At 67.8% G+C, this 14,767-nt stretch carries 15 protein-coding genes; 4 read left to right on the top strand and 11 right to left on the bottom strand.

Features of this window, described 5'->3' with window-relative positions:
* Positions 1 to 265 precede the first annotated feature (265 nt).
* The 3 genes from AC1D1T_RS04225 to AC1D1T_RS04215 all read right to left on the bottom strand — a co-directional run bounded on the left by AC1D1T_RS04225 (position 266) and on the right by AC1D1T_RS04215 (position 3,201).
* On the bottom strand, positions 266 to 1,183 hold the full coding sequence (locus tag AC1D1T_RS04225; protein ID WP_477827022.1) for a hypothetical protein: 918 nt from the start codon (positions 1,181 to 1,183) through the stop codon (positions 266 to 268).
* 36 nt (positions 1,184 to 1,219) lie between these two features.
* Entirely contained in the window at positions 1,220 to 1,741 is a 522-nt protein-coding gene (locus AC1D1T_RS04220) for a hypothetical protein (protein WP_477827021.1), read from the bottom strand.
* A gap of 125 nt (positions 1,742 to 1,866) precedes the next feature.
* Positions 1,867 to 3,201, bottom strand: coding sequence for a S8 family serine peptidase (locus tag AC1D1T_RS04215; protein ID WP_477827020.1), 1,335 nt, complete (start codon positions 3,199 to 3,201; stop codon positions 1,867 to 1,869).
* Positions 3,202 to 3,270: 69 nt separating this feature from the next.
* Here AC1D1T_RS04215 and AC1D1T_RS04210 point away from each other — a divergent pair, with 69 nt between their 5' ends.
* Positions 3,271 to 3,762 carry a sigma-70 family RNA polymerase sigma factor gene (locus AC1D1T_RS04210; protein WP_477844940.1) on the top strand — a complete coding sequence of 164 codons (492 nt, stop codon included), beginning with the start codon at positions 3,271 to 3,273 and terminating at the stop codon, positions 3,760 to 3,762.
* Positions 3,759 to 4,511, top strand: coding sequence for an anti-sigma factor family protein (locus AC1D1T_RS04205; RefSeq protein WP_477844939.1), 753 nt, complete (start codon positions 3,759 to 3,761; stop codon positions 4,509 to 4,511). The genes AC1D1T_RS04210 and AC1D1T_RS04205 overlap by 4 nt, the downstream gene beginning before the upstream one ends.
* Before the next feature lie 175 nt (positions 4,512 to 4,686).
* Here the strand turns inward: AC1D1T_RS04205 and AC1D1T_RS04200 are convergent, their stop codons facing one another.
* From AC1D1T_RS04200 to AC1D1T_RS04170, 7 genes are all read right to left on the bottom strand, one after another.
* The gene (locus tag AC1D1T_RS04200; protein ID WP_477991457.1) at positions 4,687 to 5,655 is read right to left on the bottom strand and encodes an ABC transporter substrate-binding protein; all 969 of its coding nucleotides are present in this window, start codon (positions 5,653 to 5,655) and stop codon (positions 4,687 to 4,689) included.
* Positions 5,656 to 5,729: 74 nt separating this feature from the next.
* Positions 5,730 to 6,734: an NAD-dependent epimerase/dehydratase family protein gene (locus AC1D1T_RS04195; RefSeq protein WP_477825060.1), complete on the bottom strand. Its 1,005-nt coding sequence runs from the start codon at positions 6,732 to 6,734 to the stop codon at positions 5,730 to 5,732.
* Positions 6,731 to 7,873: a mannitol dehydrogenase family protein gene (locus tag AC1D1T_RS04190; protein ID WP_477825059.1), complete on the bottom strand. Its 1,143-nt coding sequence runs from the start codon at positions 7,871 to 7,873 to the stop codon at positions 6,731 to 6,733. The genes AC1D1T_RS04195 and AC1D1T_RS04190 overlap by 4 nt, the downstream gene beginning before the upstream one ends.
* Positions 7,874 to 7,884: 11 nt before the next feature.
* On the bottom strand, positions 7,885 to 8,895 hold the full coding sequence (locus AC1D1T_RS04185) for a zinc-binding alcohol dehydrogenase family protein (protein ID WP_477825058.1): 1,011 nt from the start codon (positions 8,893 to 8,895) through the stop codon (positions 7,885 to 7,887).
* Positions 8,896 to 8,914: 19 nt separating this feature from the next.
* A complete protein-coding gene (locus AC1D1T_RS04180) occupies positions 8,915 to 9,859 on the bottom strand; it encodes an ABC transporter substrate-binding protein (RefSeq protein ID WP_477825057.1) in 945 nt (314 codons plus the stop codon).
* Positions 9,860 to 9,923: 64 nt separating this feature from the next.
* Positions 9,924 to 10,907, bottom strand: coding sequence for an ABC transporter permease (locus AC1D1T_RS04175; protein ID WP_477825056.1), 984 nt, complete (start codon positions 10,905 to 10,907; stop codon positions 9,924 to 9,926).
* A gap of 16 nt (positions 10,908 to 10,923) precedes the next feature.
* Entirely contained in the window at positions 10,924 to 12,483 is a 1,560-nt protein-coding gene (locus tag AC1D1T_RS04170; protein ID WP_477825055.1) for a sugar ABC transporter ATP-binding protein, read from the bottom strand.
* A gap of 184 nt (positions 12,484 to 12,667) precedes the next feature.
* On the opposite strand from AC1D1T_RS04170, the gene AC1D1T_RS04165 reads away from it, so the two are divergent.
* The gene (locus AC1D1T_RS04165; protein WP_477825054.1) at positions 12,668 to 13,348 is read left to right on the top strand and encodes a FadR/GntR family transcriptional regulator; all 681 of its coding nucleotides are present in this window, start codon (positions 12,668 to 12,670) and stop codon (positions 13,346 to 13,348) included.
* A gap of 179 nt (positions 13,349 to 13,527) precedes the next feature.
* On the opposite strand, the gene AC1D1T_RS04160 is transcribed toward AC1D1T_RS04165, so the two are convergent.
* Positions 13,528 to 13,866 carry a hypothetical protein gene (locus AC1D1T_RS04160; protein ID WP_477825063.1) on the bottom strand — a complete coding sequence of 113 codons (339 nt, stop codon included), beginning with the start codon at positions 13,864 to 13,866 and terminating at the stop codon, positions 13,528 to 13,530.
* A 44-nt stretch (positions 13,867 to 13,910) separates the two neighbouring features.
* Here AC1D1T_RS04160 and AC1D1T_RS04155 point away from each other — a divergent pair, with 44 nt between their 5' ends.
* Positions 13,911 to 14,738: a glycoside hydrolase family 62 protein gene (locus tag AC1D1T_RS04155; RefSeq protein WP_489739960.1), complete on the top strand. Its 828-nt coding sequence runs from the start codon at positions 13,911 to 13,913 to the stop codon at positions 14,736 to 14,738.
* Positions 14,739 to 14,767: the final 29 nt, after the last annotated feature.

Genomic DNA, 14,767 nt, shown 5'->3' with positions numbered 1-14,767 from the left:
ACTCCTTATCCAGTGGTGACCGCAAACGAGCCCCGGCTACCAGCGGCTGAACTCTCCCGCACGGTGGCTTTTTGGTGGCGAGGATTGCCGCTCGTGGTTGCATACCGACGTTTTCCACCGCATGTGGCCACCCAATGCTGAGGGTTAGCTCCCTTCGATCGGAGGGGTACTTGCTCGACATTTTTTAGCAATCTCTTTTAAATCAATAGGTTAGGCAAGCCTCGCCCGGATGAGGTTTACCTCCGGCACACAGTTCGAGAAGCTGTCACCAGGCGTGCGTCACTCCGATCCCGCCGAAGAGAACACCGCCATGGGTCTTGCCATGCGTCTGCCCGAGAGTGGGCATGACCGTCCACCTCGGTGTGGGTTCGACTGCCGCCGTGAATTGCAGCGTTCGCACCGTTCCCGGCTCGTCCTGGACCTTGTCGACCAACACCTCGGCGGACACGGAGGCCGTGCCGATCTGGTGTCGGCTGCCGAGCTTGAAGCTGCGGCTCAGCGCTGCTTCATCGCGCGATACCACTGAGGCGCTGGTGGGCTGCAGCACGCCGGCGAGAAGGCCAGTCCCCCCGCTGCCGCCACCCTGCTGCGTCGAGAGCTTGTAGCCGTAGCGCATGCCAGACGCATAGATCCGCCACGCCGGCGTGACGTGCACATGGCCGTGGAGACCGAAGCCAGGCCCCTTGAGCTGTTGTTGCTCGACGGTGACGTCGCCCGGTACGAGCGACGTACCCGTGGTGCCCTGGCCGTGCGCATCGCGGTGGTGCCCGTCCACCCCCACGCCGACGCGCTCGCCCAGCCACGTGACCGAGGCGTCCCAGTCGGTCTGGCGCCATGCATCGCCGCCGTTCCGGCGGTTCGCGGCCAGCGAGGCATTCCAACCGTCACCGATGAAGCCGGTGGCCGCGCTGAACACGCTCACGCGGCGGGCGGCGCCGGCCACGTCGAGGCGTGTCTGCCCGCTCCCGAACTGGACCCAGCCCCGTTCGCCGACCGGGAGCGACAGCACACCAAGCGCCGCCGTGTTGTGGCGGGCATCCCGCTGCACGTTGGCCTCGACGTAGCGCATGCCGGCATTGGCAGCTTGCGTGTCGCCGGACTCGTCGGCAAGAGCAGGACGGCAGGCAAGCAAAGCCAGGCAGCAAGCGAGGGAACTGGCGGGCAGGCGCTGGAGACGGGTCATGTCAATGCGGGAGGCAGTCGTGGAGGCATCCTCGGATCAGCGGCCCACATGGGCGCTGGTGCCGCCCGAGGCCGAAGCGTTCACCGAGCGGTCGGGACGCGTGACCTCGGCCGATCCTGCAACCGAGGCGTTGTCGCCGACGGCAGTCTGGCCCTCGGCCTGCGCGTGCACCGGGGTTGAGGTGACCTTGCGAACCGCAGTGCCCGCCGTGGTCCTGGCGGCGGCCGCCTTCTCGACGACCTGGCCGCGACCGGCCTGCGCCGTGGCGTTCGCCTTCTGCTGTGCATCGGCCGACACGTCGACCGCCGCCTCCTTGGCCTGGTTCATCTGGCCGCTCACGGCGCCGGCCGTCTCGCGCACCTTGCGGCCGGCCGCTTCGTCGCGCTGGACGTTGACGCGCGCCTGACCCTGCACGTCGGCGCTGCGCATGCCTGCGCTGCCGCCGAGGCCGGCTGAACCGCTGCCCAGCAGGCCGGCGTGGGCGGTCGACGCCAGCACGAACGTGGCGAGCACGGCGATCGAGAGAGTGGACAGCGACAAGGAATGTTGCGTGGTCATGAGAAGGATCTCCTTGGACAGTGGCGGAGGGGCGGCCTTCCCGACCCTCTTGCCATGTACAACGAGCCGCATCGGCGAATCCTTCCCTGCCAAGATGTAACAGTTGGCCGCGGGGTCGCCGTGCTTCACCAACGCCGCGCGGACACCCGCTCAGGCGCCGTCCTGGCGCCCTCGCCCACCAGCCCGAAGCCGAACACGTCGTCACGGCCGGCAGCGCCCAGGTCGGTCGCGCTGCGCTCCAGCAGCAACAGCGCTGCGGCGGCGGTCTTCGGATCGGGCTCCTGCAAGGCTTCCGCGAGCAGGCCGGCGACGATCGGCGCGGCGAAGGAGGTACCGCGTGCGGACGCATACCCGCCCCCTGCCCTTGCCACCGCCACGTCGGCGCCGGGTGCCACGAGGCACACCTGGGGACCCTGGGCCGCCTCGGGCAGTACGCTGCGACGGGTCGTCACGCCACTCACGCCCACCACGCCGGCATAGGACGCGGGATACAGCCGCGGCGCGGCCGGCCCGTCGTTGCCGACCGCCGCCACGATCAGGTGGCCGCGCCGGGTGACGGCCTGGGTGGCCCTGTCCAGCAGCGCGTTGGGCGGGCCGACCAGGCTCACGTTGATGACCGCCACGCGCTCTCGCACCATCCACGCCAGAGCTTGCGCCACGTTCTCGGCTGCGCCCCCGTCGGGCGCGTCGCAATAGACATCCGCGGCGAAGAGTTCGGCGCTGGGCTGCAGGCCGCTGAACGCGCCGTCGCGGCCCACCAGCAGCGAGGCCACGGCGGTGCCGTGCCGGCTGGGCACCTCGCGACCGTCGCAGCCCGAGGTATGCAGGCGCGCCTGCTCGAAGGCAGGATGGCGGCGGTCGACCCCGCCGTCGATCAGCCCGACGCGGCGCCGCGCAGCCGGTGCCGGTGTCGATGCCGCCAGAGCGGCCGATTCGGCTGCCACCGCGCCGCTGTGCCCATAGAGATGGTTGAAATCGACCGCGGCTTCGGGCTCGATGGCGCGCAGGCGCTGCGCGGCCGCGGCCAGCGAGTCGCCTGGCGGTGCGCGCAGCACCATCTGGCGCAGATCGAGCTCTGGGAGCAGCTGCTCGCGCAGCACGGTGAAGCCCTGCGCCTGCGCGGCGCTCAGCGCGGCCGCCGAGGGTGCGAGCCAGATCAGCTCGCCGCGGCGCACGGGCTGGCCGGCCGGGTCCAGCTCGATCCGATCGGGGTTGCGCCGCACCAGGTCGCGCTGGGTGCGCAGGCGCAGGTCCTGCAGCGGCACCGCCTGCTGCACGGTCTCCGGCAGGTTGGTCTGCGGAAGCCGGCCGAGGGCTGGCACGTTGACCGAGGGCAGGCGCAGCTGGGCGGCGGCCGGCGTCGTTACCAGGACGACCGCGACGGCCAGCGCAAGCCCCGCTGCACGGCGGACCGTGCGCCGGGCCTGGCGGAAGCGGCAGTGATGGAAGATCGGTTTCATCGTGGTTCGGGAGGATAACGAGCGGGGCATGGAAGAAAATCCATCCCCCATTCGTTGTCCCCTTCAATGATGAACTCTGCAACGGAAGTGCGAACCCAGATCGCCGCGCTCTTGCCGCGGTTGCGGCGCTTCGGGCGCACGCTGGCGCACTCCCGGGAGGACGCAGACGACCTGGTGCAGATGGCGATCGAAAAGGCGCTTGTGCGCACCGACCAGTGGACGCCTGGAACGCGTCTGGACAGCTGGATGTTCAGAATCATGCAAACAACCTGGATCGACGAACTGAGGTCGCGCGAACGGCGTGGGCAGACCTTCTTCGACGAAGCCGAAGGCGCGCACGTGGGCGTGAGCTCCAACGACGCCCAGGTCGACGCGATGTCGGTGCGCAAGGCCGTCTCGCAGCTCGGCGACGACCAGCGAGCGGTGGTCGGTCTGGTGCTCGTGGAAGGCCTCTCCTACCAGGAAGCCGCGCAGGTGCTGGACATCCCCGTGGGCACGCTCACCAGCCGTCTCGCCCGTGCGCGCGAAGCGCTGCAACAGATGCTCGGAGGTACGCCATGACAACGTGGAACGATGAAGAACTGATGGCTCACGCCGATGGCGAACTCGCCGGCGAACGCCGCGATGCGCTCGAGCAGGCCTTGCAGCAGGATGCGCGCCTGCGCGAACGCATCGGCAGCCTGAAGGGGCAACGCCAGCGTGTCGCGGCGGCTTTCGGCGACGTGCTGAACGAGCCCGTGCCCGACCGGCTCAGCGCCCTGCTGCGCGAGCCGGTGGCCGAGGCTGTGCCGCCGAAAGTCGGTGGCCTGGCCGAGCGGCGCCAGCAGCGCGACGAGCGCCGGGGCATGTCCAGCTGGGCCGCCTGGGGCGGCATGGCGGCCAGCCTCGCCCTGGGCGTCGTGCTCGGGGTCCAACTCCTCGGGTCAGGTGCCTCCGGCGCGGGCGACGTGCTGCTGAGCGACGCTGGCGGACGGCTCGTCGCTGGTCAGCAGCTCGCCAAGACGCTTGACGCCCAGGTGGCCGGCCAGGCCGCCGCCGGCGTCGCGGTGCAGCTGAGTTTTGTCGACAGGTCGGGCCAGTACTGCCGCACCTTCAGTGCAGGAGAGACGGCCGGCCTGGCCTGCCGCCAGGCCGATCGCTGGACCGTGGTCGCCACGGCGACGGCCGAACAGGCGCCCACGTCGGACATGCGCCAAGCCGGCAGCCCGCTTCCGCGTGCGGTGCTGGACGCCGTGGATGCACGGATCGAGGGTGCTGTGCTGACGGCCGATGAGGTGAAGCAGGCGCAGAAACGCGGCTGGCGGCACTGAGCAATACGCGCGTGAAGGTCTACTTTTGCGACCCGCACAGCCCGTGGCAACGAGGCACCTTTCCGGGCGACGAAGGGGCCGCGCCCCGGCGCCGACGACGAGTGAGCAGCAGCGTATCGAGGAACTCGACCGCTTGCGGCTCACGGCTCAGATCAACCCGCCCTGCCGCCCTGCCTCAATACTTCCGATTCGGAAACTCCTTGGCCGCGACCTCCTGCGGGAACACGCCCTCGTTGGTCTTGATCCAGCGCGGCAGTGTTTCACCCGCTGCCGCCTTCTTCGCGGCCTCCATCAGTTGCGGCCCGAGCAGCGGACTGCATTCGACCGACACGTTCATCTTGCCGGCCATCATGGCCTCGAAGGCGCCTTTCACCGCGTCGACCCCGATGACGAGGATGTCCTTGCCCGGCTTCAGCCCCGTCTCCTCGATGGCCTGGATGGCGCCGATCGCCATGTCGTCGTTGTGTGCGTAGAGGACATTGATCTTCCTGCCTTCGGCCTTCAGGAAGGCCTCCATCACCTCCTTGCCCTTCGACCGCGTGAAGTCCCCCGTCTGCGATCGGATGACCTTGTAGCGTGGGTTCGTCTTGATCACTTCCTCGAAACCCTTCTTGCGGTCGTTCGCAGGGTCGGAGCCGACGGTGCCCTGCAGCTCGACGATGTTGACGTCGCCCGTCGTGTCCTTGGTGTGGTCGAGCAGCCAGCGGGCGGCGCGTCGCCCTTCCTCGACGAAGTCCGAGCCGACGAACGAGACCCAGGTCGTCGGGTCCTTGACCTCGACGTTGCGGCTCTCGAGGATGACCGGAATCTTCGCCGCCTTCGCTTCCTTCAGCACCGTGTCCCAGCCGGTCGTCACCAGCGGCGCGAGGATGATCACGTCGACCTTCTGCGCGATGAAGGCCCGGATCGCCTTGATCTGGTTCTCCTGCTTCTGCTGCCCGTCGGAGAACTTCAGGTCGACGTCGGCGGCCTTCGCCGCGGACTTCACCGATTCGGTGTTCGCCGTGCGCCATTCGCTCTCCGCGCCGGTCTGCGCGAAACCGATCACCAGTCGCTTGCCCGCGGCCGCACACAAGCCGGGAGCGAGCGACCAGCCCGCCGCGGCGAGCAGGCTGGCGACCAGCGTTCTCTTGTTCATCTGCATGATGTCTCCTTCCGATGGAACAGGACAGGCCGGCATGGCGGGATGCCACCCGGGTCCGGGTGATGCCGCGGCCCTCAGCCCGGGTACCAGACCTGGCGCGGGTCGTCGAGGGCGCGGCGATACGACCAGGCTGTCTCGACCAGCCTGGCCATGTCGTACTTCGGCCGCCAGCCGAGAAGAAATCGGGCCTTGGTGTTGTCGAGCCAGGTCGAGTGGTACGTCGTCCTGACGGGCACGAACGGCACGCCCCGCGTGCGAGCGAGGTAGTCGCCCAGCACGCCGTAGTCGACCGGCTCGTCCATGGCGATGTTCATCAGCTGCTGCCGCGCCCGAGGGTGATCGACCGCGATGCAGATGGCGTCGACGAGGTCGTCCACATGCACAAAATTGCGCTGCACCGGAACGCCCGCCTCGTCGAGCATCACGGGCACCGCACCGCTGGCGACATGTGCGGCGGCTGCTTCGGCGCCCACCAGATCGCACCAGCGCGGCCCGCCGAACACATCGGGGCCGAAGGACAGCTGGAACCTGAAGTCGTCCTTCTCCATGATCCAGGGGGCGCGCAGGCAGCAGCCGTTGAGGCCGTACTGGACGAAGTACTGCTGCAGCATCACTTCTTCGAGCACCTTCGACAAGGCATAGCAGCCGGGGTAGGCGCTGTGGGGCTGTGTCTCGACGACCGGCACCGGGTGCGGATAGAAGAAGTGGCCCACGCCTGCATCACCACCGACGAGCAGGAACTGTTCGAAGCCCGGGCTGCTGCGGCAGGCCTCGAGCAGCCAGAACATGCCCTTCACGGCAACGTCCATGACGTCGTCGGGCGTTTCCTTGCTGGTGGCCAGGTGCAGCACATGGGTCACGCCGTCCAGGGCGCGGTTGACATCGTCGCGGTTCTGGATCGAGCCCTGCACGCATTCGAGGCGATCGTGCGCCTCGAGGGCCCGTCGATGCGTGAAGGCGCGAAACACGAAGCGGTCGAACGCCGGATCGTGCAGCGCGCGCCCAAGAAAGGCCTGCCCCACCTTGCCGGCCGCGCCCGTGACGAGCATCCGGCCCCTGCCCTCACCGGTTCGCTTCATGAATGCAGCTCCTCATCGGTGGCCATGGCCGCTCTCAGCCTCGTCTGCGTCGGCGGCAGTCCGAGCCTGTCCGCATGGGACAGCAGCAGGCCGATGCGTGCCTGCTTCTTCGACGCGTGGTTCTGCGCGATGTCGGCAAGGCGATGTGCAAGGAACGGATTGAGCAGGCGATCGCGAAGGACGGCGAGGTAGTCGCGCGCCTCGCGGCCTTCGCCGAGGGCGTCGAACACCGGCATCACCTCGTCGTTCCAGACCGCTTCCAGCTCGGCGCGCAACGACGCATCGCCCAGGGCCTGCAGGACGGTTTCATCGCGCGGCCGCCCGCCGGCCAGCCAGCGTTCGGCGAGAAACGTGTGACCGAGGTTCAGCAGCATCAGCTTCAATCGCTCGAAGCGCCCCAGTTCGTCGGTCAGGACGATGGCCGGATGTGTGCACGGCAGCACCATTGCGCGTTGCCGCTCGATCGCCCACAGGGCATACGGTTCGGCGACCGCGCCGACCGGAACGAGGGGCTCCGACACGATGCGATCGACCAGCGAGTTGACCCACACGCACTCGTCGTGCAGGTAGTCGATGAAGGACGCCGGCGCCTGCCACGCCTTCGCGAGTTCGCAGACGACTGCACGCAGCGCATCGCCGTTCCTCGGCACGAGCTCGCACGGGAACAGGGACGGCCCACCGCCCGGCTGATGCCGCCAGCGGCGATACAGCAGCACGGCCAGCTTCGCAGGGAAGCTGCGCGGCGCGGCCGTGCCGGCACCGGACAACAAGGACAGCCCGTCGGCGGGATCGAGCGCGTAGCCGCGTTCGCCCGTGTTCGACACGATGACGCGGACGTCCGTCGCGACGGCCTCCATGACCTGCGGCCAATGGGTGTCCGCATGCCAGGCCTGCCGCACCGAGTCGACGTGCACGGTCTCGGACACGCGGCGCCCGTCGAGCAGGCCGCGAACCTCGACGGGATAGCCCGCGCCGCCGGCCAGCGCGGCCGTTCGCGCCGTGCTCTGCACGCTGCCCGTCGTCTGCACGACGGCGATGCCTCCGAGGGCCTCGCCCCGCGCGAGCGCCTGCGACACGAACAGGTCCACGTGCGCCTGCAGGAAGCGGCCGGTGCCGAACTGAAGGATGGGCAATGCCATGGTGCGAACCCTCAGCACTCGACGATGGCCTTGACCACGCGCCGCGACGGGTCGAGCAGCTGCACGAAGTCGGCGGGCAGGTTCGCGAGAGCGAGCCGGTGCGTGTTCAGCGCCGCGTGCGGGATCCTGCCCGCACGCATGGCGGCGAGCACGGTCTCGAAATCCTCCATCGTGGCGTTGCGGCTGCCCAGCAGGGTCGCCTCGCGCTTGTGGAACTCGGGGTCGGCGAAGGCGATGTCGTCGCGCACGACGGAGACCAGCACGTACTTGCCGCCGTGGGCGATGAAACGAAAGCCGCGTTCCATGGCGCGGGCGTTGCCGGTGGCGTCGAACACGACGTCGAAGAAGTCGCCGCCGGTCAGCCGCGACAGCTCCGCCTCGTCGCCCTGGCCGATCGTCACGCCGGCATGCGCGCCGAGGTGCTCGCAACAGAAGTCGACGCGATCGCGGCGCGTGTCGAGCGCGGTGACGGTGGCGCCGCGCAGGACGGCGAACGCCAGTGCCGCCATGCCGATGGGCCCGGTGCCGACGACCAGCACGCGCTGGCCGGGCTGGACGTCGCCACGCCGCACGGCGTGTGCGCCGATGGCCAGGAACTCGAGCATCGCCGCCTGGTCGAGCGTGACGCCTTCTGCCTTGTGAACGAAGGCCTGTGGAACGCTGATGTACTCGGTGAAGGCCCCGTCGCGGTGGACGCCCAGCACCTGGATGGCCACGCAGCAGTTGGTCTTGCCCTGGCGGCATGCGATGCAGCGGCCGCACGACAGGTAGGGCATCACGAACACCGGGTCATCGACCGCCAGCGCACTGCCGGCGGGTGCTTCGGCCACGGTGCCGGAGAACTCGTGGCCCATGACGCGCGGGTAGTCGAGATAGGGTTGATGGCCGGTGAAGATGTGCAGGTCGGTACCGCACACCCCCACCCGCCGCACCCGCAGCAGCACCTCGCCTTCGCCGCGCAGGGGCATCTCCCTGTCCACGACACGCAAGGTGCCCGGGGTGTCGCAGATCACGGTCAGCATGACGCTCCCTTCGAGTCGGTCAGTACAGGACGTTCTTCGCTTCGGTCGACTCGATGTTCTTCTTGGTCACCATCACCACGCCGGTGTCGAGGAACTTCGGCACCTTCTTGCCCTGGCTCGCTTCGACCGCAGTCTTCACGCCCAGGTGGCCCATCTGGTAGGCGCTCTGCACGGCGATGGCTTCGAGCGTGCCGTCCTTGATGAAGCCCTGCAGGTCGCCGTTGCCGTCGAAGCCGATGGCCACCACCTTGCCCGCCTTGCCCGACTGCACGAGCGCGCGGCCCATGCCGATCGCGGTCGGCTCGTTGGCGCCGAAGATGCCCTTCAGGTCGGCGTTCGCCGCGAGCACGTCGGTGGTCTGGTTCAACGCCGTTCCCATCTGCGAGTTCGAATAGAACGGGCCCACGACCTGCAGCTTCGAGTGGGCCTCGATGTACTTGCGGAAGCCCCCGACGCGGCCGATCTCCGAACCGGAGCCTGCCGTGTACGACATGATCGCGATCTTGCCCGTCGTGCCGATCTTGGCGATCAGGGCCTGCGCGCACAGTTCGCCCGCCTTCTTGTTGTCCGTGGCGAGGAAGGACTGGTAGTAGTCCTTGCCCGCGTCGCTGGCCGCGGAGTCGATCAGGATCACCGGGATCTTGGCCTCCCAGGCCTTCTTCATCGCGGGAATCAGCGCATCGGGATCGGACGGCGCGAGCACGATGGCCGCCACCTTGCGGTTCACGGCGTTCTCGACCAGCGCGACCTGGCCGGCGAGATCGGTGTCCGACGCCGCGCCCTGGAAGCTGGCGGTGTAGCCCTTGAGTTCGCCGGCGGCGGCGATCGATCCCTTCTTCACGTTCTGCCAGAAATCCGAGTTCGCGGTCTTCACGATGACGGCGATCTCCTTGTCTGCGGACGATGCCGCAGATGCGGCGAACAGGAACGTGGATGCGAACAGGGTGGTCAGGAATTTTTTCATGTCAGTCCTCTTGATGAACGAGCTTGTCTCTCTCCAATTCCCGGGCGGGCCTGCCGGTGAGGTGTCATCTGCGATGACGCATCTGGTCGATCCACACGGTGAGCAGGATGACCAGACCGATGATGATTTGCTGCGTGAAGGCGGACACGCCGCCCATGTTCAGGCCGTTGCGCAGGATGCCGATCACGAAGGCACCGATGACGGTGCCCGATATCGTCCCGACGCCACCCGATAGCGAGGTGCCGCCGATCACCGCGGCGGCGATCGCGTCGAGCTCGTACATCAGGCCTTCGCTCGGTTGGGCGGTGACCAGGCGCGACATGAGCACGCAGCCCGTCAGCCCCGCGAGCGTTCCCGACAGCACGTAGGCAAAGACGGTGACGCCGCGCACGTCCACGCCCGACAGGCGCGCCGCCTCGGTGTTCGAACCGATGGCATAGATGAAGCGGCCGAGCGTGGTGCGGTTGAGCAGCACCGCCACCGCGACGGCCAGCGCGATCATCAGCAGCACCGGGTAGGGAATGCCCGGGAACACGACGTCCGGGAATCCATCGGCGCCGATCTTGACGATGCGGCCCAGCGATCCGTTGCCGAGTGCCGCGAACCCCTCGCCGAGTCCGCCGATGGCCTTGGCATCGGTGATCTGCAGCGCCACGCCGCGCGCGACCATCATCATGCCCAGCGTCGCGATGAACGGCGGCAGCCTGAGCAAGGTCACGCACAGGCCGTTGACGAGCCCGCACAAGGCCCCCACCGCCAGCCCGCACAGCATGCCCAGCGGCACCGGCAGGCCCGCCTTCACCGCCAGCGCGGCGACGACACCCGCCAACGCGAGGATGGCGCCCACCGACAGGTCGATCCCGCCGGTGATGATCACGCAGGTCGCGCCGATGCCGAGGTAGGCGATGGAGGTCACCTGCAGCGCGACCGTCATGCCGTTGCCGACGGAGAGGAACGAGTCGCTCACGAACGAGAACACCGCCGTGAGCGCGATCAGGCTCGCCAGCGCCGCGAACTTCTGGAACAGGTCTTTCTGCTTGTCGGTCATGGGGTGCCTGGCCTGGTCATGCAGCCGCGCGTGCCGGCCGGCCCGAGGCGAAATGCATGATTTCTTCCTGTGAGGTCCTGCGCGTGTCGAGCGTGCCGGTGATGCGCCCGGCATGGAACACCGCCACCCGATCGGTCATGCCCAGGATCTCGGGCAGCTCCGAGCTGATGAGCACCACGCCGATGCCTTGCGCGGCGAGTTCGTCGAGCAGTTGGTAGATGGCGTACTTCGCGCCCACGTCGATGCCGCGCGTGGGCTCGTCGAAGAACAGCACGCGCGAGTCGCGGAACAGCCATTTGGCGATCACGACCTTCTGCTGGTTGCCGCCCGACAGCAGTCGCACCAGCTGGCGTGCAGACGGCGTGCGGATGGCCAGCGAGTCGACGAAGCGCCGGGCGGACGCCTCTTCCTCCCTGAAGCGGATGAAGCCCGCACGACCCGACACCGCCGCCATGTTGGCCATCGTGACGTTGTGCACCAGCGGCATGTCGATCGCGAGGCCGTCGTGCTTTCTGTCTTCCGACAGGTAGGCGATGCCGTGGCGGATCGCGTCTCGCGGCGACCGGATGCGCAGCACCTGGCCGCCCAGCTGCACGGTGCCGGCGTCCGGGAGGTCGGCGCCGAAGACCGCTCGCGCCGCCTCGGTGCGGCCGGCCCCCAGGAGTCCTGCGAAGCCGAGGATTTCTCCGCGCCGCAGGTCGAAGCCGATGCCTTCGAACGCCTGCTGGCGCGCCAGGCCGCGCACCGACATCAGGACCTCGGTGGTCGGCACCCGCGTGGCGGGCGGGAACTTGTCTTCCAGCGGGCGGCCGACCATCCGCTCGACGATGCGGTCGACCGTCGTCGCGGCGAAGTCATCGGTGCTCACGTGGCGGCCATCGCGCAGCACCGTCACGCGGTCGACGATGTGCGCCATCTCGTCGAGCCGATGCGAGATGTAGACCACGCCGACGCCGGCGCGCTTGAGCTCGTGGATGACCTTGAAGAGTTGCTCGGTTTCCGTCTCGGTGAGCGACGAGGTGGGCTCGTCCATGATGAGGACTTCCGCATCCAGCGACAGCGCCTTGGCGATCTCGACCATCTGCCGCTGCGCCACCGACAGCGTGCGCACCAGGTGCGTCGGGGCGATGTCCACGCCCAGCCGCTGCAGGCAGGCCGTGGCGCCGGCATGGAGTTTCGCCCGGTCGATCCACCCGCCCCGGCCCGGCTCGCGGGCCAGGAAGATGTTTTCGGCCACCGACAGGTGGGGGACGAGATTGAGCTCCTGGTGGATCATCGCGATGCCGGCGGCCTCGGCCTCGCGGGTCGAGGCAAAGCGGATCCGCGTGCCCTTGAACGCGATGTGCCCCTCGTCGGGCTGCAGCTGTCCGCTGACGATCTTCATGAGCGTCGATTTGCCTGCGCCGTTCTCGCCGCACACGGCATGCACTTCGCCGCGGCGCAGCTCGAAGTTCACGCCTTGCAGCGCGGTCACCGCGAGGAACCGCTTGCCGATGCCGTGCAGGCTCAGCAAGGGTTCGGGCGATGCGCGGCGTGGCGAGTCCGCCGTGCCGGCTGGCTCTGCGTGAAGCTGCAAGTCGTGTCTCCTTTTGGTCAAACCACCTTACCGATCAGTTGCGATTTGGCCTGACCAAGATCTACCGGGGAACCTGGGACATTCCCTGAATCTGCCGGTGCGTTGCTGCGTCGGAGGCGGCATCGGGCAAACGATGTCGCTATCATGGTCAGGCCAATTTCCCGGACCCGCCATGACCCTTCAGTTGAAGCAGGTCGAGCCCCGCCGGCTCTACCAGCAGATCGCCGACCAGATCCGCGAGCTCATCCAGCAAGGTGGTTTCGACACCGGCACGCGGCTGCCGCCGGAGCGCGACCTGGCGCAGCAGCTGGGTGTGTCGCGGCCCTCGCTGCGTGAAGCCTTGATCGCGCTCGACGTCGAAGGCAGCGTGGAGATCCGGAGCGGATCCGGCGTGTATGTGTGCGCCCGGGCGGAACGGCCGCCCGAGATGACGGCCGCACTGGGCGAAAGCCCGAGCGAGCTCATGCAGGCGCGCGCGGCGTTCGAGGGTTCGGTGGTCATGCTCGCCTGCGCACACGGGAGCGAGTCGGCGCTGCTGCGCCTGCGCGAGATCGTCGGAGGCATGCGCAGCGAGGTCGCCAAGCGCCGCATTCCGATCGACCACGACCGGCAGTTCCACCTGACCATCGCTGAGATGAGCGGCAACTCGGTGATGGTGCGGATCGTGGCGGAGCTGTTCGACGAACGCCACAGCCCGATCTCGGCCAAGATCAGTTCACGCTACGAGAACGCCCGCACCTGGAATCTTGCGCTGAAGGAACACGAGGCCATTCTTCGCGCCATCGAAGCGCGTGACCCACTGGCCGCCCAGTCCGCGATGCACACGCACCTCAAGCTGTCGGAGGAACGCTGGGTCGGTGGCTGACGGAATTTGCATCCTGTTGCATGGCGTCTCGCTGTGCCAACACCCCGCGTGGCATCCGTCGACTCCGCAAGTTTCGTCAGCTTTCCTGGCATCGCGACTCAGACACTGGCGCCGGAATCGAGGGCACCGCGTGTCGACCGACATGGGCGTGCCGCGCCAACTCTGACGCAACAGGATCTTCACGATGAGCATGCCAAGCCAACGTCACGGACGCGCGACTGCAACCAGCATCCTGCTGTGCGCCATGGTGCTGTCTGCCTGCGGGGGAGGCAATGACTCGGGCCCTGCCGCGGCACCCGTTGGGTCGGCCCCAGCACCTGCACCTGCACCTGCACCCGCACCTGCACCTGCACCTGCACCTGCACCTGCACCTGCACCTGCACCTGCACCTGCACCTGCACCTGCACCTGCACCTGCGCCTGCGCCTGCGCCTGCACCTGCACCTGCGCCTGCGCCTGCACCTGCGCCTGCGCCTGCGCCTGCGCCTGCGGCCTGCGACCTGCCTTCCACCTTTTCATGGGTCTCTACGCAGGCCCTGATTGCGCCGCAATCGGCCAACTTCGTGTCGATCAAGGATCCGACGATCGTTCGCTACAACGATCTCTATCACGTCTTTGCGACGGTCTTCGATACGTCGAGGAATGCGTGGAGCGCCGTCTACATGAACTTCAGCGACTTCTCGAAGGCCGCGAGCGCGGTACAGGTGCCGCTTGCCAACAAGCCCGTGGGCGACTCAGTCGCGCCGCAGGTCTTCTACTTCCGGCCGCACAACAAGTGGTACCTGATTTCGCAATGGGGTGCCAAGTACTCCACCAACACCGACATCGCCAATCCCGACGGATGGAGCGCGCCCAAGCCCCTGCTGAGCGGCGGTCCGTCCAACGGAATCGACTACTGGGTCATCTGCGACAGCGCCAATTGCCACCTGTTCTTCTCCGGCGACGACGGGAAGCTCTATCGCTCCAAGACCGCCATCGGCAACTTCCCCAACTTTTCCGGCTATGAAACGGTGATGTCCGACCCGGTGGCGGGCAAACTGTTCGAAGCCAGCAACGTGTACAAGGTCGAAGGCACGAACAAGTACCTCCTGCTGGTCGAGGCTTACGGGCCGCGCTATTTCCGGTCCTGGACGTCGACCAGCCTGGATGGCCCCTGGACTGCCTTGGCAGACAAGCAGTCCGCCCCCTTCGCGGGCGCTGCAAACGTCTCGTTCGACGGCGCGAAATGGACGAACGACATCAGCCACGGCGAAATGATTCGCGCCGGCTACGACGAAACGCTCACCATCAACGCCTGCAACATGCAGTTCCTGTACCAAGGGGTCGACCCAGGTTCGACTGCGAGCTACGAGCGCCTTCCGTATCGCCTCGGATTGATCCGGGCGCGGTAGCCGTACAGCAACTGAACCCCGCCCGCTCC

It is taken from the genome of Rhizobacter sp. P2_H3 (assembly GCF_056403355.1).
This window is presented reverse-complemented; position numbering and strand designations above follow the sequence as displayed.

What these genes read in the sequence shown, in the direction of transcription:
- AC1D1T_RS04225 (WP_477827022.1), bottom strand. Translation starts at nt 1,183, where the DNA reads ATGACCCGTCTCCAGCGCCTGCCCGCCAGTTCCCTCGCTTGCTGCCTG.
- AC1D1T_RS04220 (WP_477827021.1), bottom strand. Translation starts at nt 1,741, where the DNA reads ATGACCACGCAACATTCCTTGTCGCTGTCCACTCTCTCGATCGCCGTG.
- AC1D1T_RS04215 (WP_477827020.1), bottom strand. Translation starts at nt 3,201, where the DNA reads ATGAAACCGATCTTCCATCACTGCCGCTTCCGCCAGGCCCGGCGCACG.
- AC1D1T_RS04210 (WP_477844940.1), top strand. Translation starts at nt 3,271, where the DNA reads ATGAACTCTGCAACGGAAGTGCGAACCCAGATCGCCGCGCTCTTGCCG.
- AC1D1T_RS04205 (WP_477844939.1), top strand. Translation starts at nt 3,759, where the DNA reads ATGACAACGTGGAACGATGAAGAACTGATGGCTCACGCCGATGGCGAA.
- AC1D1T_RS04200 (WP_477991457.1), bottom strand. Translation starts at nt 5,655, where the DNA reads ATGCAGATGAACAAGAGAACGCTGGTCGCCAGCCTGCTCGCCGCGGCG.
- AC1D1T_RS04195 (WP_477825060.1), bottom strand. Translation starts at nt 6,734, where the DNA reads ATGAAGCGAACCGGTGAGGGCAGGGGCCGGATGCTCGTCACGGGCGCG.
- AC1D1T_RS04190 (WP_477825059.1), bottom strand. Translation starts at nt 7,873, where the DNA reads ATGGCATTGCCCATCCTTCAGTTCGGCACCGGCCGCTTCCTGCAGGCG.
- AC1D1T_RS04185 (WP_477825058.1), bottom strand. Translation starts at nt 8,895, where the DNA reads ATGCTGACCGTGATCTGCGACACCCCGGGCACCTTGCGTGTCGTGGAC.
- AC1D1T_RS04180 (WP_477825057.1), bottom strand. Translation starts at nt 9,859, where the DNA reads ATGAAAAAATTCCTGACCACCCTGTTCGCATCCACGTTCCTGTTCGCC.
- AC1D1T_RS04175 (WP_477825056.1), bottom strand. Translation starts at nt 10,907, where the DNA reads ATGACCGACAAGCAGAAAGACCTGTTCCAGAAGTTCGCGGCGCTGGCG.
- AC1D1T_RS04160 (WP_477825063.1), bottom strand. Translation starts at nt 13,866, where the DNA reads ATGAAAAGGTGGAAGGCAGGTCGCAGGCCGCAGGCGCAGGCGCAGGCG.